Source organism: Psychrobacillus sp. Z3-81 (assembly GCF_056620325.1).
In genome coordinates this window covers 236,079-262,813 of the sequence record NZ_JBWQPU010000003.1, presented here as the reverse complement: position 1 = coordinate 262,813, position 26,735 = coordinate 236,079, and the positions used below count along the sequence as shown (strand labels likewise).

16 protein-coding genes are annotated in these 26,735 nt (G+C 37.0%); 5 read left to right on the top strand and 11 right to left on the bottom strand.

The genetic code is table 11. From position 1 onward, the window contains the following. Positions 1-735: 735 nt before the first annotated feature. The 3 genes from srtB to AC1ECF_RS05255 form a co-directional block, all read right to left on the bottom strand. On the bottom strand, positions 736-1,479 hold the full coding sequence (srtB, locus tag AC1ECF_RS05265; RefSeq protein WP_480388353.1) for a class B sortase: 744 nt from the start codon (positions 1,477-1,479) through the stop codon (positions 736-738). A gap of 104 nt (positions 1,480-1,583) precedes the next feature. Continuing rightward, positions 1,584-4,403, bottom strand: coding sequence for a SpaA isopeptide-forming pilin-related protein (locus tag AC1ECF_RS05260; protein WP_480388352.1), 2,820 nt, complete (start codon positions 4,401-4,403; stop codon positions 1,584-1,586). Positions 4,404-5,112: 709 nt separating this feature from the next. Beyond that, entirely contained in the window at positions 5,113-6,021 is a 909-nt protein-coding gene (locus AC1ECF_RS05255) for an EamA family transporter (RefSeq protein ID WP_480388351.1), read from the bottom strand. 1,061 nt (positions 6,022-7,082) lie between these two features. Between AC1ECF_RS05255 and AC1ECF_RS05250 the strand changes: the two genes are divergently transcribed. After that, a complete protein-coding gene (locus AC1ECF_RS05250) occupies positions 7,083-8,525 on the top strand; it encodes a ribonuclease H1 domain-containing protein (protein ID WP_480388350.1) in 1,443 nt (480 codons plus the stop codon). An 11-nt stretch (positions 8,526-8,536) separates the two neighbouring features. After that, positions 8,537-8,899 (top strand): type II toxin-antitoxin system RnlB family antitoxin, encoded by a 363-nt coding sequence (locus AC1ECF_RS05245; RefSeq protein WP_480388349.1) that lies wholly within the window; start codon positions 8,537-8,539, stop codon positions 8,897-8,899. A gap of 601 nt (positions 8,900-9,500) precedes the next feature. On the opposite strand, the gene AC1ECF_RS05240 is transcribed toward AC1ECF_RS05245, so the two are convergent. Continuing rightward, a complete protein-coding gene (locus tag AC1ECF_RS05240; protein WP_480388348.1) occupies positions 9,501-17,804 on the bottom strand; it encodes a COG1361 S-layer family protein in 8,304 nt (2,767 codons plus the stop codon). Positions 17,805-18,934: 1,130 nt separating this feature from the next. On the opposite strand from AC1ECF_RS05240, the gene AC1ECF_RS05235 reads away from it, so the two are divergent. Further along, positions 18,935-20,128 (top strand): M24 family metallopeptidase, encoded by a 1,194-nt coding sequence (locus AC1ECF_RS05235; RefSeq protein WP_480388347.1) that lies wholly within the window; start codon positions 18,935-18,937, stop codon positions 20,126-20,128. A 92-nt stretch (positions 20,129-20,220) separates the two neighbouring features. Here the strand turns inward: AC1ECF_RS05235 and AC1ECF_RS05230 are convergent, their stop codons facing one another. Beyond that, positions 20,221-20,388 (bottom strand): hypothetical protein, encoded by a 168-nt coding sequence (locus AC1ECF_RS05230; protein ID WP_480388346.1) that lies wholly within the window; start codon positions 20,386-20,388, stop codon positions 20,221-20,223. A 361-nt stretch (positions 20,389-20,749) separates the two neighbouring features. Here AC1ECF_RS05230 and AC1ECF_RS05225 point away from each other — a divergent pair, with 361 nt between their 5' ends. Both AC1ECF_RS05225 and AC1ECF_RS05220 read left to right on the top strand, forming a co-directional pair. Further along, a complete protein-coding gene (locus AC1ECF_RS05225) occupies positions 20,750-21,499 on the top strand; it encodes a helix-turn-helix domain-containing protein (RefSeq protein WP_480388345.1) in 750 nt (249 codons plus the stop codon). A gap of 55 nt (positions 21,500-21,554) precedes the next feature. Next, positions 21,555-22,847 (top strand): acyl-CoA thioesterase/bile acid-CoA:amino acid N-acyltransferase family protein, encoded by a 1,293-nt coding sequence (locus tag AC1ECF_RS05220; RefSeq protein WP_480388344.1) that lies wholly within the window; start codon positions 21,555-21,557, stop codon positions 22,845-22,847. Positions 22,848-23,015: 168 nt separating this feature from the next. Here AC1ECF_RS05220 and AC1ECF_RS05215 read toward each other — a convergent pair whose 3' ends face one another. The 6 genes from AC1ECF_RS05215 to AC1ECF_RS05190 form a co-directional block, all read right to left on the bottom strand. After that, positions 23,016-23,363 (bottom strand): DUF7957 family protein, encoded by a 348-nt coding sequence (locus tag AC1ECF_RS05215; RefSeq protein ID WP_480388343.1) that lies wholly within the window; start codon positions 23,361-23,363, stop codon positions 23,016-23,018. Positions 23,364-23,473: 110 nt separating this feature from the next. Further along, positions 23,474-23,737 carry a CPCC family cysteine-rich protein gene (locus AC1ECF_RS05210; protein WP_480388342.1) on the bottom strand — a complete coding sequence of 88 codons (264 nt, stop codon included), beginning with the start codon at positions 23,735-23,737 and terminating at the stop codon, positions 23,474-23,476. Positions 23,738-23,820: 83 nt separating this feature from the next. Beyond that, positions 23,821-24,780 carry a phosphotransferase enzyme family protein gene (locus AC1ECF_RS05205; protein ID WP_480388341.1) on the bottom strand — a complete coding sequence of 320 codons (960 nt, stop codon included), beginning with the start codon at positions 24,778-24,780 and terminating at the stop codon, positions 23,821-23,823. Positions 24,781-25,041: 261 nt separating this feature from the next. Then, positions 25,042-25,476, bottom strand: a complete 435-nt coding sequence (locus AC1ECF_RS05200) for an SMI1/KNR4 family protein (protein ID WP_480388340.1) — start codon at positions 25,474-25,476, stop codon at positions 25,042-25,044. A gap of 307 nt (positions 25,477-25,783) precedes the next feature. After that, positions 25,784-26,200, bottom strand: coding sequence for an immunity 70 family protein (locus AC1ECF_RS05195; RefSeq protein ID WP_480388339.1), 417 nt, complete (start codon positions 26,198-26,200; stop codon positions 25,784-25,786). A gap of 147 nt (positions 26,201-26,347) precedes the next feature. Beyond that, a complete protein-coding gene (locus tag AC1ECF_RS05190; protein ID WP_480388338.1) occupies positions 26,348-26,668 on the bottom strand; it encodes a hypothetical protein in 321 nt (106 codons plus the stop codon). Positions 26,669-26,735 lie beyond the last annotated feature (67 nt).

The window sequence follows — 26,735 nt, the reverse complement described above, 5'->3', positions numbered from 1 at the left end:
TTAGAAATGAATATAAGTCAAAGTTTTTTCTGAAAAAATAAAATCTGTACCATATAAGTAAAATAAACTGTACTATAAAAAGAATGAGTCAAACAGATTTGTTATAAAACAATTTGAAAGCGATTACAAAAAATAAAAGGATGTTATATACAACATCTTGCCCACTACAAAATACTGAATAAAACAAGTGAAAGCACTTACGATTCCTCCTAGTGATAAGAAGGTCATAAGTGCTTTCCTAACTTTGAACCTGTGGTTCTCTGCTGCGACGGACGCTTTCCGCAGGGGGAGCGGGTAAGCCATAGCCGAACGCTGTCGCGTACCGTTGCTATGTCTCACCTGTCTCCCTACCCCTGCCGGAGTCGCCGACGCTACTCCGAACCATTTATTGTTCCCTACTAGACTTAAATATTAGATAAATAAATTTGAACAAGAATCGAACCTATTATGAAAAGAATAGATTCGATTCTTGATCCTAACTTGGTTGTTTTATGGTTTGCTATGGATAGGATTACAGTTGAAAAACGAATCCAGTCATCCAAAGTAACACTATGCAACCACTCAACTAGAGTCTTTTTCGTTACCAATACTGTTGTTATGACGAGAGCAAAACCACATGGAGCCTTTCCATCTAAAGTTCTAATCTGCATAATAAAGACTAAACCACAACCAGTGATTTAGCCTTGTCAGTAATTTCACTATTTATAGGAAGGTTTATATAAATCGTCCTTCTACCTATTCTGTCTTTTCAACGCCCCTTACCTCTTCTACCAATTTGGCATGGACTACTCTTCTTCCATTCTCTAGCTCTCTACTGCATGTGGAGAGGGTCAGGATTTTATCCTCTGGGGTTACTTGTACTTTTTCATTACTAAGCTGCGAATGGGCTAATATCTCGTCCAAGAAATTTGAGTATTCTTCCGTTGAATCAAATTTCGTCTCCAAGTAATTGAAATTTGGTTCTGTATTATAAGTAGAGAAAATCATCCATTTACGGTAAACATCCTGACTATACACGTCAATATAAATATGCTCGTCAAAAAAATCATGGTCGCTGTAGTCATTTAAATCATGAAACATGGATCCATTTTTCATATTGTGCCCATATAGAATCGTATGTTTATCGGAAAAGTCCGCGGCATTGTGGTAGTCCATAAAAATGCTTCCATAAATAGACTCTTCACCTGAACAGGTATGCGATAAGTAGTAGCTATTGTCACCCGCTTGAACAATCGGATAATCGATAGCTGTATCTGCGATTGTAATCCAACCGATTATATCGTCATCAATTTCTTCCTGTTCTTCCAGTTCTTCAAATTCATATTCTTCCTCTACTATTAGTTGTTTTTCTTCTTCGATATGCTCTTCCATCTCATGATATTGAACCTCATCCTCAACATTTTGAACCAACATAACTCCTGATCCAATAAAAACAATCAAGAGACTCATAAATATGAGTCCAGAAAAGAACTTTTTCATCTATCCCCACCTCTTCTTTTTGCAATGAAAACAGAGAGCCTCTACCATCATTTAGAGGCTCCCTGTATCTTAATTTTTGAAACTATTTAAACCTTCCGCCATCCTTAGCCTCTTTGTTTTCTTTTATATACGTATAAGCCGATTCCAGCTACAGCAAAAACAAATAGGATGACTAAGGTGTTAGTGGTAGCGTCTCCAGTTTGAGGGTTTTTACCCCAGTCGATAATTTTATCTATTGTTGTGGAAACCCCACCTACTACTCCCTCATCTTCAGATACTTTCACAACTACGGAAGACTCTTGGATAACTTGATTTCCATCTATTTCAATAGAAGCTGTAGCGATATTCTCTAGTTCGCCTACGTTCTCAGCAGTAACGACATACTCTTGCGTGAATGTTTTAGACTCATTAGTAGCTAATTGGTCGATGACAGTATCAAGACCAAGCAACTCGTCCTTCACAAGCACGTTTGTTAAAGCTTTATTTCCTGTATTCGTTACAACGATTGTGTAGGTTACTGTTTCGCCAACTTCCGCTTCTGTTTTATCTGCTGTTTTTTCTATAGCGAGGCTTACATTTTCACGCATATTTTCATACGTGAGCTCTTCTTTTTGACCAGGCTCTTCAATGTTAATGACTTTACTTTCTTTATTTAAAATATATCCTGCTGGCGCTTTTGTTTCTTCCACTAGATATTCACCATATGGAAGGTTCGCAAATGATACCATCCCATTTTCATCAGTCGTTAATGTATCAACGACTTTTCCTTCTTGATTGGTAAGCTGAAACTCTGCTCCTCCCAGCGCTTCATTCGTGTCCATATCTGTTTTGGTAATCTCAAGAGAACCTACAGGTGTATTTTCCACTTCTTGTACCCACTCATGTTTCTCGCCTTCTCCATCGCCAATTTTAATCGGCCATTCGGTTGCGTCTTTCATATATCCTGCTGGGGCTTCTGTTTCTGTCAACGTATACTCTCCAAATGCTAATTCCGGGAATACAAGAGTACCATCTTCACCTGTTGTAAGTGTCTTTTCGAAGTCCTTGCCCTTTAATGTGAACGTAGCACCTTTCAAGCTCTCCTTACTTACTGAATCTACTTTCTTGATGCTCAACGATCCCACCGGTTTATAGTTAGTTGGATAATTCTTCACGACCACAACACCATCTACAAGTTTTGCATCCGCAGAATCAGCTAACGTCAATACGCCCTTTTCATCAATACTGAACGCAATGGCTTTTTCAGGATCCACATATCCTTCCTTCACGACACTCTCTACCAGCTCGTATTTACCTGGAAGAAGATCTTTCACAACTACCATTCCATTTTTATCTACTGGATAGGTTCCCATGTTGTAGGTACCTTCTTTTCCGAGGAAATAAAGATCGAAAGCAACACCCGTCAGTGCTTCATCCTTCTCGTTCGTCTTTTGAAGCTTCAGGTCTGCCGTAACAGGATTGCTCACTGGAATATCTAGCGTTACAGAGTCGGTTGCTCGGATAGAAGTCAAGCCTTCCGCAACACCAACTAGCACCTGAGAAACCTCACGTCCAGTTGCAACACCGTCTCCATCCTTGTCAGCTGGCTGTGGCTCGTAAAGGTATGCACCCTTAGGCAGTAACTGTTTTCCTTCCACTACTACACTGATGGTCTCTCCTGCTTTTGCCTCAATCACCATATCGTACTCGGAAGTACCCAGCTTCACTTCTTTCGTGATTGACTCAGAGGCTGTTGTTGCGGTAATGACAATGTTATCCTCTTCGCTAGTACCACCATTGTTTAGCTGTACTTTAAGCGCTACATTGTAAGCGTCCTGCTTAGCTTGAACAGGCTCAGCCCCTTCAATCTTCACATGGTTAATGACGATCTGATTTTGGTTAGCCTTTTCTCCTTTAAGCCCTGCTAGGTAGTTTGCCAATCTATTGACTCTTTCACCAGCTTCTTTATTAACAGTTAAATGACGTTTCCCAACACTCCACCAATCCCACAGCTCGTTCGTATAATCGTGCATTCCGCTTCCCCACTGTGTATTGGCATTCAAATCGAACGTCCTGCTATATTGGTAGACGTTTTCCCCTATTTCTGTTCCATTTGAATAATTCCAGATTGCCATCTGTACTCCAGCGATAATATCGCTACGAGTAAGCTGATCGGCACCTTCAAAGTTTGCCGCTGCCAGATTTGCCTTCATCTGATCCAGAGAAAGATAAGGATAGGAATTGGAAACAATCGCACGAATATGTTCAGCAGCCTCTGCCCCGTAGTAGGTGCTGTCCTCCAAATTCACACGCTGATAAAAGGTACCATTTTCTAAACCGACCATAGCGTCACTGCAATAGACAACTTCATAGTTGCTTTTGCCAAAAGAATACTGTCCATTCGGAGTCCATTCTCCTGCATATTTAGCGGTATCCACTAGCACCAGTGTTTGAGGAATCTCAGTGTCCTTGCCCCCATTTGTGCTGAGCATATGGTTACTAAGCTCATATGCATATTTCGGATATACAGCCTGATACTGATAGTCTTGTACACCGGTATTTACAGTATCAGAAACTTGCGTAAAAACTGTGTTTAGGTTGTCATCTAGCTTTTTCACAAGCTCAGGATCAATGGATGCTTTCTCCTTGTCCGTCAGTGCTGCATATGCCTCGGCAGCTTCTTTGCGAGCAGCTCGCATATCTGCAAGATATTGCTCATATTCTGCTCTCTTCTGCTCATGATTCGCTGCGGTTTTATCAGAATATGTACCGGATGCCTTGAAGCTCGCTCTCTTGTTCTGCATTTCCTGCAGTGTATCAATCTCTTCCAGTTTTGCTGTGACACTGTTCACGGCTTCTTCATCTGCAAAATCCACCGTTGGCATCATCGTCAGAATCAAACAGACAACCAACAAAACCGACAATCCTTCTAAAAACTTTTTCATCTGAAGTCCTCCTTACTACTCCATCACTATCAACAGAGGATAACCCACCCTTGATTTATTCCTTGAAGTGAAAACCAAGATGCCATAACAATCAAATAAATCAGTTTGTACAAATGAATAAAGTGAATACGGACAAAACGAAAATTTTTCTAGTAATCTATCTAGGTAACTTTGTGCAACATTTCACAAGTAAACTCAAAAAATATACTAATCGTTTCACATATTTTCGCAAAAATATTATTACTACAAAAACTTTTAGCTTTCTAAGAGCCTTGTTTTGTCTCTCTCATCTAACATCTTCCTATTTGCACTCTTTTCTCAAAATTTCAGCATCTCGAGGCTCTATTCGACCCCACTGTTAGGCTCAAATTATAGAGTAATGTTCATTTTTCTTCGGCAAGAATATTAGATCTAAGCTCAAATGATTTATTTACGGGGATATAACCCGTTAGCTTGCAGGTCAGAGTAAATCCTGTACCTCTGTAGTAATCATCATTATAAAATATCTCTAAGATAGGCACAATTTATTATTTGTGAATAATTTTTAACAAATAATAAATTAGTAGAAATCGTACGATTTTGTTAAATTAATTGGAATGGTATGTCGGATTTCGAGACAACAAATTATTTAGCTGCTATATAAAAAAGCCTCGATTCACAAAGGAATCGAGGCTTTGTTTATATGGGGATCATGGGAGTAGATCTTGGATTATAATTCCTCAGATACACCAAGAATAATAATCCCTAAAATGACTAACGCCACGACCGAATATTGACCTTTTGTTAGCTTTTCTTTTAAGAAAATACGCGATAGTAAAATCGAGAAAATACTATATGACGCTATCATCGGTGCTGAAATAATCGCGTTACCTGCCATTGCAAATACATAGAAAAATTGACCGATCGTTTCAAAAATAGCGGCTGAAATACGAGTACCTTCCTTAAATGGATTTACAGTAACACCTTTCAAGAAATGTAAGTATAAGAAAATAAGGAACGCACAAATCGCAAATGTAAATTCATAGGCAAGTAAGGCGTTATCTTCACTAATTAGCTTCAGCTCATCTAAGTAAATACCATCTAAAAACGTACCGACACCATCTAAAATCGCATATAAAATCGGAAATAAAATCGCAATAAAGCCAATTTGATACTTTTTATCATCAGCGGTTAATGTATGCCGAATTTCATTTAACTCATAGCGACGTTCAAGAACACCCAGGAATACGACACCAATCGTAATACATGCAATCCCAATTAACTCTAACGCACTAAACGTATGCGAGAAAAAGAAAAATAATAAGAGACTCGTAATAACACCTGAAGAATTTTGAATTGGTGAAGAAATAGAAAGGGCGATGTAACGTAGACCGATATAGCCAATCGTCATCGATAAAATATAGAAAAACGATACAGGTAAATATTTTACAAGCTCAAAAAACTCAAACGTTAAATCGTTCCAAAGCATATAAAATAATCCGTGTACACCCATGACAATCCCGACCATAATGACGATTTTGAAATGGCTATACTTATCTTCTGGATTTGACCCTTTTTTATAAAAAAGATCCGCACAGCCCCATGCTAGAGCTGTTAATAATGCAAATAAAAACCACATAATAGACTCCTTTTTAACAATGATTAACCTTCTAAATTATAGCATTGCATCTTATAAAGCATACAGCGATATTTTGGAAAAACTGTCTCATTTACTTGATATGACCTTCGACAGGTAGAGCTTTGGTTTGTTTAGCAAACTCCCTCAGTCATACCTAGCCCTCTATGAGTTTTGTGTTCCTCGAATTGTGCTTTGATTTCACATTGCCATGTGCACCCTTGCTCTTGACTAACCCTACTTTTGTCATCGAGTATCGGGACTAGCACCCTATAGTTCATGCGCATGCCGGGTGCACCTGAAAAAGGCACACACCTTTTCAAGAATTGTGCCTTTTTGTTGAATAACGTGCTTACCAATAAATTAATGATAATAAAAGCTTTTTTTAAAGATCAGCCATAAGTTTTCCGTAATAAAATAAAGTATAAGCTTTCCATTTGGAAAATTTATGTTTTACGTAACAGCAATCCGTGAAATTTAGTACATTTAACAATATGGTGACGCCGGGAGTCGAACTGCTATCTATTAGAAACCTTATAATACATACATTTATAAGAGTTTTAAAAATTTTTTGAATTCGTTGAATGCCAAACTAAATGCCTTATCAATAAATTAGCGTTTCGGGGGACAAATTAACTAATTTAGAAAGTAATAATGCTTGTTCACCTGTTTCATTAAGAACCTTTTTTAATTAGCTATTAAACCACCACTCCTCAGATTTGATGGAGTGGTGGTTTTAACGTACAGTTATATACTTTAAGTCCTTATATATTAAGGTTTTTCTTATTTCTAGTTAGGTTGTTTTATACCCTTTTCTGTTTAATATCATATTTTTTTGCGAAATTTTTGCGACAAACAATATTTACGTATTACATAGTTTTCAGGTTATTTTAATAAGCAGAAATGGCCTATAGTGGGTCTTGGCACTATATTTGTATATATCCCTTTACTCGCTGATTAATATCATATAATCCTATACAGTTAAAAATTGATTTAACTATAGTTCAATGTTTGGTATATTAATCCTTATAACATAAAAAATTACATCTAAGGGGTTAGGGAAAATGGTTAAAAAATTCTATGCTGTTCGTCAAGGTAAGGTTCCTGGCATATATCTGACTTGGGGAGAGTGTCAAAAACAAACAAGTGGTTATAAAGGTGCGGAATTTAAAAGTTTTTCAACTCAGGAAGAAGCTGAACTTTACATTCAATTTATAGATGCCTCTACTCCTACTACTAAAAATAACAGTACGAATGAAATTGAGAGTTATTTAAAACAACTATCAGATGATACTATTGTCGCTTTCGTTGACGGTAGCTTTGATAGTACATCACAGAAATATGGATATGGTGTTATACTAATAGACAGTAAGGGAAATGAAGAAGAACTACTAGGAAATGAAGATAATAAAGACTATACAGATTCAAGAAACGTCGCTGGAGAAATTGCAGGTGTACAGAGCGCAATAAATTATGCTATAGTTAATAGTTATAAAAAGGTAGTAATTTTTTACGATTATGAAGGAATAGAAAAGTGGGCTCAAGGAGAATGGAAAGCTAATAAAAAGATCTCAAAAGATTATGTTAGTTTTATAAAGGGTATAGAACACAGTGTACAACTTGAATTTCGCAAAGTAAAAGCTCACTCAGGTATTGAATATAATGAAAGAGCTGATGCCTTAGCTCGCAAATCTTTGCTAAATAAAGGTATCAAAGGAAACTCTAACGGTTCTATCTCTCTCTCTGGAATAGACATGGACGATTTTAATATTATTATTGACTTACTTCAACAAGAGAACCAAGATATAAAGCCCTTAATAAATACTTCATTTAAAAACAGGAAAGTTGTTAACCTGAAATTAAATAAAGAACAGGTGACTATTACCATTTTTAATAATGGCACTACTACTATACAAGGAAAACAATCAAAATTATTAGAAGCCTTAATGGTATTAGTAATTCAATTAATACCCAATGAAAATGAAGTAGTAGAAATTTTAAATGATTATCACGATGTTAGTATCCCTAAAGATGAGTTAGAGTTAACTTTTGATTCTTTAGTGCCTAATTTCTCTTCAACAAAAACAGGTAATCCTAAATTGTTAAATGTATTAAAGCAAGCTGCATATAATACAATGTTAAAAGGTCAGCGACCGGACTATACCGACCTAGCTACACCAGGTCTTAGAGTACTTGAATTTTACCTTAAAGAAATCCTTATAAATATAAAAGGTATTATTCCTTATAAAGATGCTAAGAATAGTATTAATTGTTTTGATAAAGATGCTAATAATATATATTACATTCAACCTATTCATCAGCCTAATTTTACACCCGAGGAACTCAATTATGTTAATGAATTATATAACTTTTATTACAACCACAGACACACACTAAATCATTGGAATATTGATGGTACTACTAGAACCCTCAAAACAATGCAAGAAGCCCGTGATTTAATTAAGAATAATTTAGAATTGATAAATCGTTTTTATTTAACTTTTTAGGAGGTTAGTTTATGGGAAATGTCGTGATAAATATTTTAAATGACGATTTCCGCTATTTTGCACTTCTAACTACTTTAGAAGCATCAAGTCCGATTGATATATTAAAGAATACAGAAGAAGATTTTAAATGTTTAGGAAATAAGATTTTAGTTGACAATATTTTGAATTCAGGCAATAATTCGGATCGTTTTTTAGAATTTAAATGTGAAAAAGGAAAAATTGATTACTTTTCTGCTAACTATGTTCAAATTGATAGAAAAGATGTAATTAGAATTACTGCAAATGATACCCTAAGAAAATACCCAGCAATAATTAATAATTCAATTTTAAATAGTGCACAAAAGAAATTACTGTTAAATGGAGTTTCTATATAAACTTAAAACCCTTTCTAGGAGTACCTTAGGAGGGCCTTTTTTTATTGCATAAATAAGTAAATGTCACGACTAATGTACTCACAATAATCACCTAAACCTTTAATAAAGGATAACCCTTATTCTAGGTTGTTCGTTAAACTACACTTTTACAAACAATTTTAATTTCCCTATATTGAATGATTTTTATAGTTCGTAAAACTATAGACTCACTATATAAACCTACACTAAAGCATTTATGCTTTTTCGAACTCTTTAGATAGAATTTGAGTGGAAATTAAAGCTTTCTCTTTTTGGAATATTTCCTGCAGTGGCATTTAATTTTATCCAATAGTATTTATATTTCAAGGCTTCTATCACTGTTAAAAATCAGTTGATTTCATTATATGGAGACTACGAGTGTTGAAACCGCACCCAAAAACTGACATTCTAACGTGCACTTTTTTACTTGTTTCCATCTATCCACTATCTCCTTTTTCACAAGATACTATTTTTACAGTATTACCAAAAAACCAAAAGACGATTAAAACTCTCACAAACAAAAACAGAGAGCCTCTAAATAATTTTAGAAGCTCCCTGTCTCTTAATCTCTTAAGCTATTTACTTAACTCGATAATCCTCTATGTCTTCTTATATATACGTATAAGCCGATTCCAGCTAGTACGAAAACAAGTAGGATTAATAGAGTACTGATTGTATTATCACCAGTTTGTGGGTTTACAACCTTGTCAATTGGTGTTGGATTTTCATTCCCTGCTGCTTCGATTTTTGCAGATACTTTCACGATTGCAGAAGCATCATGGGTGATTGTTTCGCCATCTACTTCTACAGTAGCTGTTGCGATATTCTCTAGTTCACCAATGTCATCAGCTGTAATTTCATACTCACTAGTGAATGTTTTAGACTCATTAACAGCTAATTGGTCGATAACAGTGTCAAGGCCAATCATATCGTCCTTCACTTGAACGTTCGTTAAGGCTTTATTGCCTGTATTCGTTACATCGATTGTATATGTTACTGTTTCCCCAACTGTTGCTTCGTCTTTATCTACTGTTTTTTCAATGGTGAATGCATAGGTTGGATCGATAACAATCTCTACTTCGTCTTCACTAGAAATGTCTGAATTGTCACCTGTTGTTGCAGTTACGACATTTTTATAGGTTGTATCTGCAAGATCATCTTCAGGGATGACAAATTTGGAAATAAAGCTCATTGTTTCACCGATTTCCAAATTAAATGCACCCTCATAGCCTTCCAGCGTTAATTGTTGCTCTGCTACAACGTCATTTTTACTAAAGACGTCGTCTAGCGTGATACCTTCCAAATCAACGTTTCCATCGTTTGTCACATTGATTGTATAAGTTACCGTTTCACCTGGCAGATATTGCGTTTTATCTGCTGTTTTTTCTACAGTAAGACTTGGTACTTCATCGACAGTAACATCTACCTCATCAGAAATGTCTAAATCACCAGATGTTACAGTTACAACATTGTGATAAACGGTGTTAGCTATAGCATCTTCTGGAATCGTGAATGCTGCAGTAAATACTTTTGTTTCTTCGTAAGCTAAAGTGAATTCTTCCCCGTTGTATGGGCGGCCATCTTCATAATTCACTACTAGCTGCTTATCCATCACCGTACCATTTTCACTGAATACGTCGGATAATGCGACTTCTAGGTCACTGTTACCTGTATTTGTTACAGTGTAAGTGTACGTTACAGTTTCTCCTGGTTTTGCTTCGTTTTTATCCACGGATTTTTTCACGGATAAACCAGGGTCATTAGCAACAGTCACATCTTCTGTATCTGTTTCCGTTAATTCATCGGATGTTACTGTTACTGCATTATGGAAGATTGTATCCACTTTCGTTTTCTCTGGGATTTGGAATTCCGCAGTGAATATTTTTGTTCCTTCGTACGCTAATGTGAAGGCTTCTCCATTGTAGATGTTGCCATCCTCGTCTTTCAGCACTAGCTGTTTGTCCATCACTTGTTCATTTTCACTAAATACATCGGATAATGTAACTTCTAAATCACTATTACCAGTGTTTTTCACTGTGTATGTGTACGTTACTGTCTCTCCTGGTAATGCTTCGTTTTTATCCACCGATTTTTTCACGGATAGACCAGGGTCATTCGCTACAGTTACATCCTCTTCATCCGTTTTTACAATATCCCCAGATGTTACCGTCACTTCGTTATGGAATACGGTATCCACTTTTGTTTTCTCTGGGATTTGGTATTGAGCAGTGAATATTTTTTCGCCATCGTATGGCAATGTGAAGGATTCACCTGTGTAGATGTTGCCATCCTCGTCTTTTAATAAAAGCTGCTCTTCCAATTCTTTACCGTCTTTACTGAACACGTCCGCCAATGTCACTTCTAGGTCACTATTTCCTAGGTTCTTGACTTTGTACGTATAGGTTACTATTTCTCCAGATTTTACGATATTGTTGTCTACTGACTTATCAACCGATAACGCTGGATCTTTATCAACCGTAACTGTTTCATTATCAGTAGCCTCAAGCTCCCCAGATTTCACTGTTACGACGTTCGTAAAGGCTGTGCCTTCTTTCGTATGATCTGGAATTGTATACTTGGCTGTAAAGGTTACAACATCTTGATAAGCTAAATCAAATGCTTCTCCTGTATAGGCTTTCCCTTGTTCATCATAGATATCAAGCTGTTTTTCTAATTCTGTACCGTTCTTACTGAATACATCAGCCAGTGTCACTTTTAGATCACTGTTACCTGTGTTTGATACAGTATAAGTGTATGTTACTGTCTCTCCTGGTTTTGCTACGTTTTTATCCACGGATTTCTTCACGGATAAACCAGGATCGTTGAGTACCGTCACATCTTCTGTATCTTTTTCGATTAAATCCCCAGATGTTACCGTTACTTCATTGTGGAAGATCGTATCCACTTTTGTGTTCTCTGGAATTTGGAATGTTGCAGTGAAGATTTTTTCAGCTTCGTACGCCAATGTGAAGGCTTCTCCATTATAGATGTTGCCATCCTCGTCTTTTAGCACTAGCTGTTTGTCCATCACTTGATCATTTTCACTGATCACATCAGCTAATGTGACTTCTAAATCGCTGTTCCCAGTGTTTTTCACTGTGTAAGTGTACGTTACCGTTTCGCCTGGTAATGCTTCATTTTTATCCACCGATTTTTTCACGGATAAACCAGGGTCATTCAGTACTGTCACATCTTCTGTATCTTTTTCGATTAAATCCCCAGATGTTACCGTCACTTCATTGTGGAAGATCGTATCCACTTTCGTGTTCTCCGGGATTTGGAATGTCGCAGTGAATACTTTTTCAGCTTTGTACGCCAATGTGAAGGATCCGCCGTTGTAGATGTTGCCATCCTCATCTTTCAGTACTAGCTGTTTATCCATCACTTGATCATTTTCACTGATTACGTCAGCTAATGTTACTTCTAAATCACTGTTACCAGTGTTTTTCACTGTGTAAGTGTACGTTACCGTTTCGCCTGGTAATGCTTCATTTTTATCCACCGATTTTTTCACGGATAAACCAGGGTCATTCAGTACTGTCACATCTTCTGTATCTTTTTCGATTAAATCCCCAGATGTTACCGTCACTTCATTGTGGAAGATCGTATCCACTTTTGTATTCTCTGGAATTTGGAATGTCGCAGTGAAGATTTTTTCACCTTCGTACGCTAATGTGAAAGCTTCGCCTTTATAGATGTTGCCATCCTCATCTTTTAGCTCAAGCTGTTTGTCCATTACTTTGTCATTTTCACTGATTACATCAGCTAATGTGACTTCTAAATCGCTGTTCCCAGTGTTTTTCACTGTGTATGTGTATGTTACTGTTTCTCCTGGTAATGCCTCGTTTTTATCCACTGATTTTTTCACAGTTAGGCCAGGATCATTCGCCACAGTTACATCTTCTTCATCTGTTTTTACAATATCTCCAGAGGTTACCGTCACTTCATTGTGGAAAATCGTATCCACTTTTGTATTCTCTGGGATTTGGAATGTCGCAGTGAAGATTTTTTCACCTTCGTACGCTAATGTGAAGGATTCACCGTTGTAGATGTTGCCATCCTCGTCTTTCAGTACTAGCTGTTTATCCATCACTTGATCATTTTCACTGATTACGTCAGCTAATGTTACTTCTAAATCACTGTTCCCAGTGTTTTTCACTGTGTATGTGTATGTTACTGTTTCTCCTGGTAATGCCTCGTTTTTATCTACTGATTTATTCACGGATAAACCAGGATCGTTCAGTACTGTCACATCTTCAGAGTCTTTTTCAGTTAAATCTCCGGACGTTACCGTCACTTCATTGTGGAAAATCGTATCCACTTTTGTGTTTTCCGGGATTTGGAATGTCGCCGTGAATGTTTTTTCCGCTTCGTACGCTAATGTGAAGGATTCGCCGTTGTAGACGTTGCCTTCCTCATCTTTTAGCTCAAGCTGTTTGTCCATTACTTTGTCATTTTCACTGATTACATCAGCTAATGTGACTTCTAAATCGCTGTTCCCAGTGTTTTTCACCGTGTATGTGTACGTTACCGTTTCGCCTGGTAATACTTCATTTTTATCCACGGATTTTTTCACGGATAAACCAGGGTCGTTCAGAACTGTCACATCTTCCTCATCTGTTTCGGTTAAATCCCCAGATGTTACCGTCACTTCATTGTGGAAGATGGTATCCACTTTTGTGTTTTCCGGGATTTGGAATGTCGCCGTGAATGTTTTTTCCGCTTCGTACGCCAATGTGAAGGATTCTCCATTGTAGACGTTGCCTTCCTCATCTTTTAGTTCGAGCTGTTTGTCCATTACTTGTCCGTTTTCACTGATTACGTCAGCTAATGTGACTTCTAAATCACTGTTACCTGTGTTCGTTACAGTGTAAGTGTACGTTACGGTTTCTCCTGGTAAGGCTTCGTTTTTATCCACGGATTTCTTCACGGATAAACCAGGATCATTCGCCACAGTTACATCTTCTTCATCTGTTTTTACAATATCGCCAGAGGTTACGGTCACTTCATTGTGGAAGATTGTATCCACTTTTGTATTCTCTGGGATTTGGAATGTCGCAGTGAAAGTTTTTTCAGCTTCGTACGGTAATGTGAAGGATTCGCCCTTGTAGAGGTTGCCATCCTCATCTTTTAGTTCTAGCTGTTTGTCCATCACTGTACCGTTTTCACTGATTACGTCAGCTAAAGTCACTTCTAAATCACTGTTCCCAGTGTTTTTCACTGTATATGTGTACGTTACAGTTTCTCCTGGTAATGCCTCGTTTTTATCCACGGACTTTTTCACGGATAAACCAGGGTCGTTCAGTACTGTCACATCTTCTGTATCTGTTTCAGTTAAATCCCCAGATGTTACGGTCACTTCATTGTGGAAGATGGTATCCACTTTCGTGTTCTCTGGAATTTGGAATGTCGCAGTGAATGTTTTTTCCGCTTCGTACGCTAATGTGAAGGATTCGCCCTTGTAGACATTGCCAGCTTCATCTTTGAGTACAAGTTGTTTATTCATCACTTGTCCATTTTCACTGAATACATCACTTAAAGTCACTTCTAAATCACTGTTCCCAGTGTTTTTCACTGTATATGTGTACGTTACCGTTTCTCCTGGTAATGCCTCGTTTTTATCCACGGATTTTTTCACGGAAAGGCTAGGGTCATTCGCCACAGTTACATTTTCTTCATCCGTTTTTACAATATCCCCAGATGTTACCGTCACTTTATTGTGGAAAATCGTATCCACTTTCGTGTTCTCAGGGATTTGGAATTCCGCAGTGAATGTTTTGGTTCCTTCGTACGGCAATGTGAAGGATTCGCCCTTGTAGAGGTTGCCATCCTCATCTTTTAGTTCTAGCTGTTTGTCCATCATTGTACCGTTTTCACTGAACACATCAGCTAATGTCACTTCTAAATCACTATTACCTAGATTCTTGACTTCATATGTATAGGTTACTATATCTCCAGGTTTTACGACGTTTTCATCAACTGACTTATCGACTGATAATGCTGGATCTTTATCAACCGTTACTGTTTCATTATCTGTTGCCTCAAGCTCTCCAGATTTAACGGTTACGACGTTATTAAAGGTTGTGCCTTCTTTTGTTTTATCTGGAATTGTGTACTTCGCTGTAAAGTTAGCAACACCTTGATAAGCTAAATCAAATACTTCTCCATTGTAGACTTTCCCTTGTTCATCATAGATAACAAGCTGCTTTTCCAATTCTTCACCGTTTTTACTGAATACGTCAGCCAATGTCACTTTTAGATCACTGTTACCAGTGTTTTTTACTGTATAAGTGTACGTTACGGTATCTCCTGGTTTTGCTACCTTATTATCTACTGTTTTATCAACAGTCAGGCTAGGATCCTCCGTTACTTTTACGGTTTCATCATCCGTAACCTTTAAAGTTTCCGATTCAACAGTCACTTCATTGTAGAATAAAGTATTCACTTTCGTTTTCTCAGGAATAGTAAATACTGCTGTGAATTCAACTTCTTTGTCATACGCCAGTGTAAATACTTCTCCATTATAGACAGTACCACTAGCAGTTTTTAGCACTAGCTGCTCATTATCCGGCAGCTTTATGCCATCTTTACTCAATACATCAGAAAGTTTCACTCTCAAGTCGCTGTTGCCTGTATTGGTAACCTTGTACGTATACGTTACCGTCTCACCTGGTTTTGCTTCGTTTTTATTTACCGATTTATCTACAGCTAAACCTGGATCCTCATCTACTAGGACCGTTTCATCATCAGAAGCGGTTAAATTACCAGAAGTCGCAGTAGCAACATTGTAGAAAACAGTATCTACTTTTGTTTTCTCAGGAACTTCAAATTCCGCTGTGAATGTTTTGCTTTCTTCAAGGTCGAGACTGAAAGAATCTCCGTCGTATTCATTCTCTCCGTCCTTAAGCACAAGCTGTTTATCCATTACTACGTTGTTTTGTTGCATTACATCAGTTAATGTAACATTTTTCAATACTGTATTACCTGTGTTTGTCACTGTAATGGTATAAGTAACTTTGTCACCAGGCATCACTTTGTTTTGATCAACCTTTTTAACAACTTCCATTGCCGGCTGTGACTCAACAATAAATTCTGCATCATCTGAAATTTCTAGGTTGTCGACCTGTACTGTCGCTGTATTTTTATATACAGTGCCGCCGACTTCTTTTTCCGGAACGACTAAAGTAGCTGTGAATGTTTTTTCTTCGCCGACTGCTAATGAGAATGCCCCTTCATATCCATTCACTGTTAGTTGTTTGGTTGAAAGTACATTATCTCGTAGCAATTCATCCGATAGCGTTACATTCGTAAGATCGACATTTCCATCGTTCTTCACTTTAATCTCATATTCCACTGTCTTACCAGGAGCAAATACATACTCTCCATCTACCGCGTCCTTGTTGACGATGTTCTTTTCCACACTCACGCTTGGATTAATCTGTTCATAAACATTTGTGAATGTCACAGATTGTTGCCCACCTTGCGCAATGGTTGCACTGGTTGAATAATGACCATTTGCTTCCGCAAGATCACTTTCTGTACCGCCCACTTTTACATTAACATCATTTAATTTGTATCCACTCATAGCACCGTTAGGGTTGCGTTCTGTAATAGTATAATCTCCGGCCTTTAACCCATTGATTACCGTACTGAACTTACCGTTTTTTGCTTGAGCCTCAATAGTTCGGCTGTAGTTATTAGCTTCACTTGTAATATCAAATGTAAAGTTCCCCTCTAACTTATTACCTTCTGTATCAACTGCTTCTTTAGTTAAAGTCAAACTTCCTTTTGTTACGATATTCTCTAAATCAGAGGCATTAATGGCAATATCAAGACCTTTCATGCCAAAACCACCAGGGCAAATATTGGTTGACCCATCATAAGTGTATTCTTGCTCAAAGTGGAAATAGTGTGTTTCTCCGTTCACATCTACGGAAAAATCATAAACCACGGTATAAGTTTTACTTTTATCAAAAACACCTTTATAGCGCCATTCATAATCATATCCAGGCGTAGTACTTGGCTGTTTTTCAGGCTCTACCGTAATTTTTTTTGCAGTTCCATTAACAATATCTTCGCTAGTGCCCTCATAGATTGCTAACGTCCCTAAATCACTAAGGCTATCTAGATTAATAGAAACTGTTTTTATTTCATTATCCACTTTATATTGGAATGACCCTACAGCTTCAATATCGATGTGATCAAATGGCCAACCTGCAGAATAATCATGATCATGTTGGTCTCTTGAATCAAGGTTATCAGCATAGGAGGATGGTGTTTCAGCATCTTCTTTAGCTACCGTTTCTGATTCCTCTTTATCTTGAGTTACTGTCGTGTCTGCCTCATCATCTTCATCCTCAATGCTTTGCTCTTCTGTAGCTATCTTCTCTGTTTCGGGTTGAGTTGATTCCACTTCATCTGTTTCGGTTGCAACTACAGTCACACTTGCTGAAACAGTAGAATCTGACGAAGAAAATGTCGCAGTATAATCCCCTGCTTTTTGAGCTTGTAATTGAACCTGCACTACTTTGTTGCTATTCTCTGTCCAATTAAATTGCAATGTTTGATTGCCACTGCTAATCTCTTCCATGTTTTCTTGTCCTGCTACAACACCTGAAATCGTCAATCCGTCAGGTACTGTAAAACTCAAAGGACCGTTTGAATCCTCGCCCAAATCAATCAATGTTGCAACCAAACCCTCTGTTTCATTAACAGAAGTGGTACTTAGATTAATTCCAAGTCCATTCCCTTCTGCATAAACATACTGACTAATGGGACTTAAAATCGTTTGTACTAATAAACAGATAAGCGTGACAATCGACATCATCTTGACGAGGTGATGTCTTTGATTGTAGTTTAAGCCTACCTTCTGTTGGCTCTGCCTCATCGACGCTCCTCCTTCTAAGTGGTTTCGATTCAATGCTTATACTGTTGTATAAATTAAGGGGGGACCCCACTAAGTAAAATTGACTTTTTCATTTAAAGTCCTCCTTACTACATCATCAAAATCAACAGAGGATAATGAGTTACCAAGACCAAAGTTATTAAATAAACCAATCTAGTCGTATGAATAAAGCGAACTCGGACAAAACGTTCATTTCACAGGTATCTATCCAGCCAACTTTGTGCAAAATTTCACAAGTATACTCAAAAAAATATACAAATCTTTTTACATAGTTATACATAAATATTATTACCTTAAAACCTTTATCGTCAGGGTGCGTTGTTCTTTCATCTAATATCTTCCTACAGATCATATCCTTTTTCTCACAAATTTCAGTACTTTAAGGATTTATTCCGCCTCACTCTTCGACTTCAAAATGTAGAGAAATTCTGAAATTTCTTTGAAAATATATCAGACTTCAGTCCCAATGATTTATTTACGACTAGCTTGCAGGTCAGAGTAAATCTTGTCCCTCTGTAATTCATCAACATTATAAAATATCTCTAATACAGGCACAATTTATTATTTGTGAAATAATTTTTAAATATATAGTTTTGTTAAAAATCGTTCAAATTTATAAATGGATATACATTAATTTATTTTTTATATCCCCTTAACAGAATTACATATAATGGTAAAATGGGTATAAAGAGTTCAGGTTGATTTCCGTTCTGGCTGGACGCTTTCCTGGGGGCGCGGCTACGGGGCAACAGGATGTTGGTCAGGAAAACGTTGGCATACGATGTGCCGTTCTTAGTTTTCCATCTTGTTTCGGATGCTTCCGAAACAATTGGATTTTCCGCACGGTGCTCCTGTCGTTACATTTTCGTCGCAAATAAATTCGCTATCTCCCCAAGGAGTCGCCAGCCGACACTTCAATCAACATTTTCTTATATGTCATCCACCAATTTTTGGTGTTGAAGACTAACAGAATAAAATAGTTAATACAAACACTAATCAAATTTTTTCCTTTAATCGTTGAAACAAACAATAAAAAAATATAGGAGGGTAAGATAAGCAGCTATATGAACAAGTGGAATTAAAAATAGAAGGACAAAAAGGTGGAGATAAGTATGTTAAAGGATGAATTAATGAATAGAATAGAGCGCCTTCAACAAGCAATGAAAGCAGAATCCATGGATTCTTATATTATTACCGCCGAAGATGACATTTGGTACTTCACAAACATTACCTATAAACCAGAAGAACGTCCTTTTTTCCTTATAATTTCCCACAATCAACAACCTGTCTTAGTTGTTCCTAAACTAGAAGAATCTCATGTATATAAAGGAATCTTAGACTGTAGAGTTATTACTTATTGGGACTACCCTTCTCCAGAGGGAGAAAACTGGTATGAAGTCTTAGAGGAATATTTAAAAAGATATAACAGAGTCGGGTTAGAAGATAATTTGAAAACCAATGTATTCTTAAATATAAAAGCAAAAGAGCTAGTTCCAAGCGGACTAGTCGAAACACAAAGGAAAATAAAAAGCTCCTATGAAATAGAAATGATCAGAACAAGCTCTAAGATATCTGATAAGGCGATGGATTTGATTTTTAAATCTGCATACAAAGGTGCTACCGTTGTAGAACCCTTCGCTTTGTCAAGAAGCGTACAAACAGAGCTCATTCGCACCAAACAATTCGACCCAATCACTACATCGCTCCTAACTGCTGTCTGGCCAGCACCGATTAGTTCTATGCCACATAGTATCCCTAGCTTGAACGACCGTTTGGGTGAGGGACCGAATGTAGCGATGGCTTATTTTAGGATAAACGGCTATGCCTCTGAATGTGAGCGAACGTTTTTCTTAGATACCCCAACTAAAGAAGAAAAGGAATTATTCCACCACATGATGCAAGCTCGTCAAAAGGCATTAACAATATTAAAAGCTGGGGTAAGAGCTGCCGACGTGGATGCAGAGGCGAGGGAATATCTTGTTCAAAATGGCATGAAGGAAAATTTGTTACACCGTACGGGCCACGGTGTAGGCTTAGGTAACCATGAGGCACCTTTCCTAGCTCAAGGTAGTAAGGAAATCTTGCAAGAAAATATGATCGTAACAGTTGAGCCAGGTATTTATATAGAAGGAGTCGGAGGATATAGACATTCTGATACGATTCTTATAACAAAGGATGGGTATGAATTATTAACAACAGCTCCTAGAGAACTTTCCGAAGTCATTATCAAGAAGTCAAATACATTAGCAAAAATAAAAGGAAACATCATTCAAAGATCCTTAAAAATGAATAAGAAGGAAAGCTGATAATCCATTATCTTTACAGACAAACAGGAGACAATCAAAGAGCCTAATAAGAGAGAGCGCGTTCGTTTCTCCTATTAGGCTGCAATAGTGAATTATGCATCTAGGATTTTCACTCTTTCATCAAATGTCGGATAAAAATAATGGAAAACCGGCATTCCTATATAATCCTCATCCTTATTTGCTTCCCAGAAGATCGTTAGCCATTCTTCAAAGTTATCCAACACTAGAACGATTCTTCCGTCTTGACTGATGAATGCCACTCTATTTTGTTCTTTTATTAAACATAGAATATAACCCCAATAAAAATGCCAAACCTATGACAATATAAACAAAGATTGATATTTGGTATGAAAGATTAAATCCACCCGCACTATACAATGCAGGAATTAAATCTGAAATGACCGAAGTCATTGCTAAAGATAATAATGATTATGCTATAAGAAGAATACCTACACTTTTCACTAACTTTCCTCCCCTTCTTATGAAACGCCATAACCTTCCTCACTAATACAATTGTACTAATTTGAGGAAATAGCCAAAATATCAACTTTCTTTGTATCCATTCCCCTGTTTTCTTTCTATTTAATTGATGAAGGAAACAAAATTTCAGGGGGACATTAGATGACTCTTTATCTTACTTCTTATCAAACTTTTGCTACGGTTGAGGAAATGGATATTCATATTAACAAGCATTTGATTCAACATGGAGACAAGCTTCATGATACGGACCGGACTATCTTATCGCTGCTCGCAAACTATTGCTGTAAATACCCTGGGGCTGCACATTTAAAGGTGGAGACTATTTGTCGACTCGTTGAAAAATCCGAGTCTACAGTAAGGAGAGCATTGCGGAAGCTGGAGAGTCTTTTTATTATCCAAAAGATAGCTACTATTCGTAGAGTGACGAAAGGACATGGAGCGAACATTTTACGTATCTTGCCCGCTGATGACAAGGGGGAAATGACAGGTCGCTCAGAGAATATAACCTTAGTAGTGCCTAAGGTTGAGAAACCAATTGACGAAAAAGAATCCTTACTTCCTTTAATCTTTTCTAATGAATTATTAAATACTACGTATCCCCCTGCCCAAACCTTTTATGACCATTTTAAAGCAGCAATCTTCGCTAAGCTCGGGAATAATCGAGCATTAGTCAGGAAGTTATATGGCGCTTATAGGAGCATCACCTACAAGGGTATCTCCAAATTCCCTCAGTTTCAAAGCGATTATGAGAGAATTGGCTACCGTGCCTTGATTATTTCCTTGCAGGCAATGAAAGACAAGAACGTAAAAAATCCAGTGGGCTATTTTGTTGGTGTATTTGAGAAGCTATCTCTCCAGGATATGTTTTATTTTTATCAGGAGAATGAATAAATAGAAGGAAAAAACCCTTGTTTAGTGGAAAGTTAAACGAAAGGGGGAAATAATTTTGGGAGAGAACGTAACAAAGCCACAGCTATTGATTAGCCAGCCAATAAGCATGATAGATAAACCGATCTCGATAAAAGCTATTCATTTATCACCGGGAGAACAAGCAACCATCCGCTTGCAAAGGCAAGCTGCTACTCAGAGTCAGCTATTTCATTTCGAATCGTATGCAATTTTTGAAGTAAATGATGAGGGAGTAATAGATTTGGAAACTGCTGCACCAATCGGCGGCACGTATTCCTATATCGACGGGATGGGATTATTTTATACCCAAGAGCTTAAGAAGACAGAGCCGTTTCTAAACGAAAGTTACTCTAAACTTGCTCCTCAACACATGCTTTTATCTCTGGAGCTCTCTAATGGTCACGTTGTTGATAAAAAGGAAATCACTCGTCTATGGAAGGCTCCTGATATTATGCGACAGAATGTTAGAGAACAGGGATTAGTAGGTACCTTTTTTACACACCAAGATAAAAAGCCAAGACCTGGAATCATTGTCTTCGGTGGTTCTGAGGGAGGTATTTACGAATATCCTGCCGTCTTACTCGCTTCGCATGGGTTTCATGTGCTGGCACTTGGTTATTGGGGTGTTGAGTACCTACCCAAGCATTTAGTTGAAATACCTCTAGAGTATATACAAGCTGCAATCACTTGGATGAAGAATTGCGAGTTGGTAAAGGAAGGATGGCTGGGGGTTCACGGCACCTCGAAGGGCGGAGAGCTTGCTTTATTAGCAGCCAGTCGCTTTCCTGAGATTACAGCCGTCGTTTCCTTACATGGTTCTTCTGTTTCCATGAGTGGTATCGTTCCCTGGTCTACCGATAATCACTTGCCACCATCTTGGACATATGAAGGGAAGGCGGTGCCCTATGCTCGCCCCACGAACTCTCCGGAGGTCGCGATGGAATGCTTACGATTAAGAAAACTAGGAGAAAACCCATTGAAGAAATGGTATGAATTTTTACTCGCTGATCAAGCGATTACTGATGGCGCCACAATCCCACTCGAGAAAATAAATGGCCCCATTCTCATGATTTCTGGTGACGCAGATGCCATTTACGATTCAGTTGCAACCAATGAGCCGGGGCTAAAACGCTTAAAAGATGCACACTTTTCATTTCCATATGAGCATCTAGTTTATCCAGGAGCAGGTCATGAAGCTGGCGTACCTTATATAAACCTAGCCACCAATAAGTTTACTGGCGGAAATAAAAGAGATACTGCTAGAGCAAGCATTGATTCTTGGGCGAAAACAATTGAGTTTTTTAAGGAGCATTCTAGTAATTGTCTATAATAAAGTGAGCCTGCCTTTCGGTAAGCTCACCTAGCTCTTCTCCATGTACCAGTGCATACTCATTAAATGCTTTTCCATTCTTCACGGATGTATTAGGGGTGACGGAAATGGGTCTTTTTCGTTTTTAAGTGAAGGATTCTCTGCGTCTACCCTTTCCCAAGATGAAGATCATCTTTTCATATCATGAGATAAAATATCCCCATTAGAAGGATTCACTGAGAACCTTCTACCATAAAAGTCAGACACAAAAATTTCCGTACCACTCACCATTAGATTTTCAAATGGGAACTGGTTCTTTAAAGGAAAAATATCCTCAACACTCTGAATACGCCACTTTATTTCTCCATATCTATTAACACCAAATACATTATTTACATAGTCAATATTGTTAGGTATCTCAAGTAATACGATTAAAATGGCATTTACTTCTTTTACATAACGTATATGGTGGTCAAAAACTATTTTATTATTTTCTACTACAAGCTCATTATCATAAAGGCTAAACTTTATTGACAATTTATTCACTCCTTTACTGTAAAGGATTTGAATCTGATTTAAGACTGACGAGCGAATTCCAGTGCCTGTCCGGGTCATCATCATTTTTCAGTTTCATCTTCACAACCTCCCTAAAATGGTTTCCAATTGAGGTCCTTCACATCATACTCATTAGGTTCTCTTACAAACTCAACACATCTTTTCTCGCAAGCTCCCATTAACATATAGTTTTTCTGCGCTTGCCTTAAAGATGGGATGTTTGCGCCACCCTCATAATCTGGATCATCATATTGAACTCCATCGTCTTCCCAAAAACAGATACTACATATTTCGTATGTTCCTGGAGGCTCTTCATCCAATGTTTTATAGCCACAGCAAGGACAAGCGTATTTCACTCAACATTCTCCCCTTTCATATTTAGATGGGGGTTCACGAAACATAAGTTTTATTGCGCAACACCACAGACTGCGGGATAAAGTTAGTTTAATAAGAAAATGTTTGTGTCTAGAAGAGAATGGTTTCTTTCAATTCTCATTCTAAAATGGTTCATGATTCTTATTTGTTCTTCCGTTAACTTCTCTTTATTCCAATACATATGCATTAAACTGTACTCAAACACTTCTTTTAGTTTTATAAATAAAGGGAGTCTTTCTAGCATTTCCATCGGGAGATCGTTTTCCTCTTGGTATCCTTCTATGATTGCTTTTGTGATATCTCTACCATAATCCACGATGTTCCCGCCACCTACGAATGAATACTCTATTGCACTATATATCGGAACAGCTAAGTCAAATATATAAAAATGCTTCTCACAATCTTGAAAATCAACCATAGACAGTTTCAAATCATGATCTACCACTACATTCTCTAACCATAAGTCACCGTGTAACAATCCATAGTTCGCATCATCTTTTGGGATGTTATGAATCTTTGTTAAAATTTCTTGTGCAACTTCTCTGACTATAGTCTCTTCCTCAGGAATATATTTTAAGAAAGCATATTCCTCATTTTGATACCAATCATTGATATATCTTACCTGATGTATCTCTTCAAATCTTCTAGAGAGTCGATGTAATTTCCCTATTTGCTTCCCTAACTCTTTTAACACAGTTGCATTCCATTTATTTCGGGATAAGTGTTCTCCCTTTGCAGACTCATAAAGTACCGTTAATACTTCCTTGTTATTTAAGCTAATCGTTTCTACTTCTTTACCATTCTTTGAAACAATTGCAGGTGAGACACCTAAACCTTCTTTATGTAGGTAATTTGTATATGTAACCTCTTCTAATTGTTCTTCATAACTTTTATAGTTTGTAATTCTTGCAAAATAAACTCCTTGTTTTGCCGTACAGCGAAACATTTCATTTGTTACTATTTCAACTTTCATAATATCTATTGGATATATTGTGTTGAGCAACCCTAGTATTTTTTGTTCCATACCAGCTATCTCCTATCTAAATAACTATATTATTTTGAGCAATTTTGATCGTGGTTGCTTTTCTAAGGAGTTAAGTTACTCATCTTTAAATATAAACATTATGTTTCCAAGAAATCAAATGAATGTAAAAATACTTTCACTATTCTTCCTAGCTCCCTGACTATACTGGTTTCCTTGATTAAACCAAATTTCATGCGTTTTTGAATCAAATAGCCCATTAAAAAAACCTTGAAAGGCATGAAGCCAATCAAGGTTTCTTAATTAACCCAAAAAAGTCTGCAACTGTTTTAACCATTCTTCAAAGTTATTAGCTTCTTTATCTATATTATTTTCTTCATGTGAATAATAGTAGACTCCTGTGTTTGGACACTCATTAGAAAGAAGGCAAAAGTAGTCCCCATTACCTATACTATAAAATGGGATTAATTCTTCCTTCCATCCGCCCTGTTTCATTTCATAGTCATAGGTAAATTCAATAGTATCATTTCCATTTGTTTTACCATTGGAAACATTTAAGAGATCTCCTGGAAATGAATATTCAGACATTAATTCTATAAAGAACTTAAATTCTGATGGAAAATGACATCCAAACTTATTTTCGATATTTTCCCACTCACTTACCGATGGAGTATCTAAATTTCCTAATTCTTTATCTAATATACCATCTAATAAATTTGCAATCTCATCTCTTGTCACTTGCTTTTCCTCCTTTCAATTCCTATAGGCCATTGTCCTGTTTCTACGTAAATCATTACTTCATGAGCGTCTTGATCTGATTTAAACGCTTTGTCCATGTTTTGCTTAGAAATAGGATAAAAAACTGGCTCATTATAGGGTCCCTGGGTCCAAGAAATTTGATATTCTCCATCTATTTTTGTTGTGAAAGATGTAATGTTGCAACACTACCTGAATCATCAAGAATAGGAGCAAGTCCGTATTTCGCAATGTACTCGGCACTCCGTATCGTAAAAACCATAGGAAAGTGTCCCATGTTTTTAATAGATTATAGTTTATGAATTTTCAAATCACATTTATCTTCTTCTGCTATATCCATCGCTGTACGTATCACTTCAAAAAATGTTTTTCCATCATATTTTGCAAAAAAATTCGTTAAATTAGTTACTTTTGAACTTATTTTATCCCCCCACGGAGGTCTTTGTGATAAGTCATCAATATCCCATATAACATGTTCTGGAGAGTGTTTTGATAATTCCTGTTCAATTTCGATTAACTCAGCCTTAACAACAGAAACATCTTCCCAATTTAGTTTGTCATTATATAACTCATTCATCAAGAACGGGTATTTTGTCCCCCATCCATCTTTTTCTAAATGGTATGTTATTGTTGAAAAGAATGAATGTACAAAATCGCCATGACCTAATTCATAGAAAAAACAATCTACTAATAATCCTACCGCCATCTAAATTTCACCTCTAATCCATTAAACATTCCCTACAAATCCGTAAGCCAATCTTGTTCGATAGAATCCATTTTAACCCTCTAATTTATAACTGATAAAAATTCTAAAAAAACCTTGAAAGGTATAGAAGCTTATCAAGGTTTTCAATTACTTCAATTTTTTATACTCTTGCTCTACAGCTAGTAACTTATCACCAAGGTTAGAATGTATATCCCATGTGTCTACTATTTGTCTCCCATAAGTCGAGTAATAAGTTACTGGAGATAATATTCTCTTCATTTTAATTAATTCATTAGATATAGACTCTAGTTGCGATGCAGAGGGAATTTCATTACTACCAATCAGCCCTTTTTTTCTAGCCTCAATTTCTCCAGATAAGTCCTCTAGAACTTTATCTATTAAATTAATCACTTTATCTTGCTGTTTCTCTAAATTTCTATTAATTTTGTTCTGTTCATTACCCATCATTGATTTGCTCCCCCCTACATATTGGAATCCAATTTGATATTGTGGTGCAGCCAATATAAATTTACAT

Bases quoted from the DNA above. Each gene is read 5' to 3' on its own strand.
- AC1ECF_RS05225 (WP_480388345.1), top strand. From the start codon at position 20,750: ATGACTCTTTATCTTACTTCTTATCAAACTTTTGCTACGGTTGAGGAA.
- AC1ECF_RS05250 (WP_480388350.1), top strand. From the start codon at position 7,083: ATGGTTAAAAAATTCTATGCTGTTCGTCAAGGTAAGGTTCCTGGCATA.
- srtB (WP_480388353.1), bottom strand. From the start codon at position 1,479: ATGAAAAAGTTCTTTTCTGGACTCATATTTATGAGTCTCTTGATTGTT.
- AC1ECF_RS05245 (WP_480388349.1), top strand. From the start codon at position 8,537: ATGGGAAATGTCGTGATAAATATTTTAAATGACGATTTCCGCTATTTT.
- AC1ECF_RS05205 (WP_480388341.1), bottom strand. From the start codon at position 24,780: ATGGAACAAAAAATACTAGGGTTGCTCAACACAATATATCCAATAGAT.
- AC1ECF_RS05195 (WP_480388339.1), bottom strand. From the start codon at position 26,200: ATGGCGGTAGGATTATTAGTAGATTGTTTTTTCTATGAATTAGGTCAT.
- AC1ECF_RS05235 (WP_480388347.1), top strand. From the start codon at position 18,935: ATGTTAAAGGATGAATTAATGAATAGAATAGAGCGCCTTCAACAAGCA.
- AC1ECF_RS05190 (WP_480388338.1), bottom strand. From the start codon at position 26,668: ATGATGGGTAATGAACAGAACAAAATTAATAGAAATTTAGAGAAACAG.
- AC1ECF_RS05255 (WP_480388351.1), bottom strand. From the start codon at position 6,021: ATGTGGTTTTTATTTGCATTATTAACAGCTCTAGCATGGGGCTGTGCG.
- AC1ECF_RS05260 (WP_480388352.1), bottom strand. From the start codon at position 4,403: ATGAAAAAGTTTTTAGAAGGATTGTCGGTTTTGTTGGTTGTCTGTTTG.
- AC1ECF_RS05240 (WP_480388348.1), bottom strand. From the start codon at position 17,804: ATGAGGCAGAGCCAACAGAAGGTAGGCTTAAACTACAATCAAAGACAT.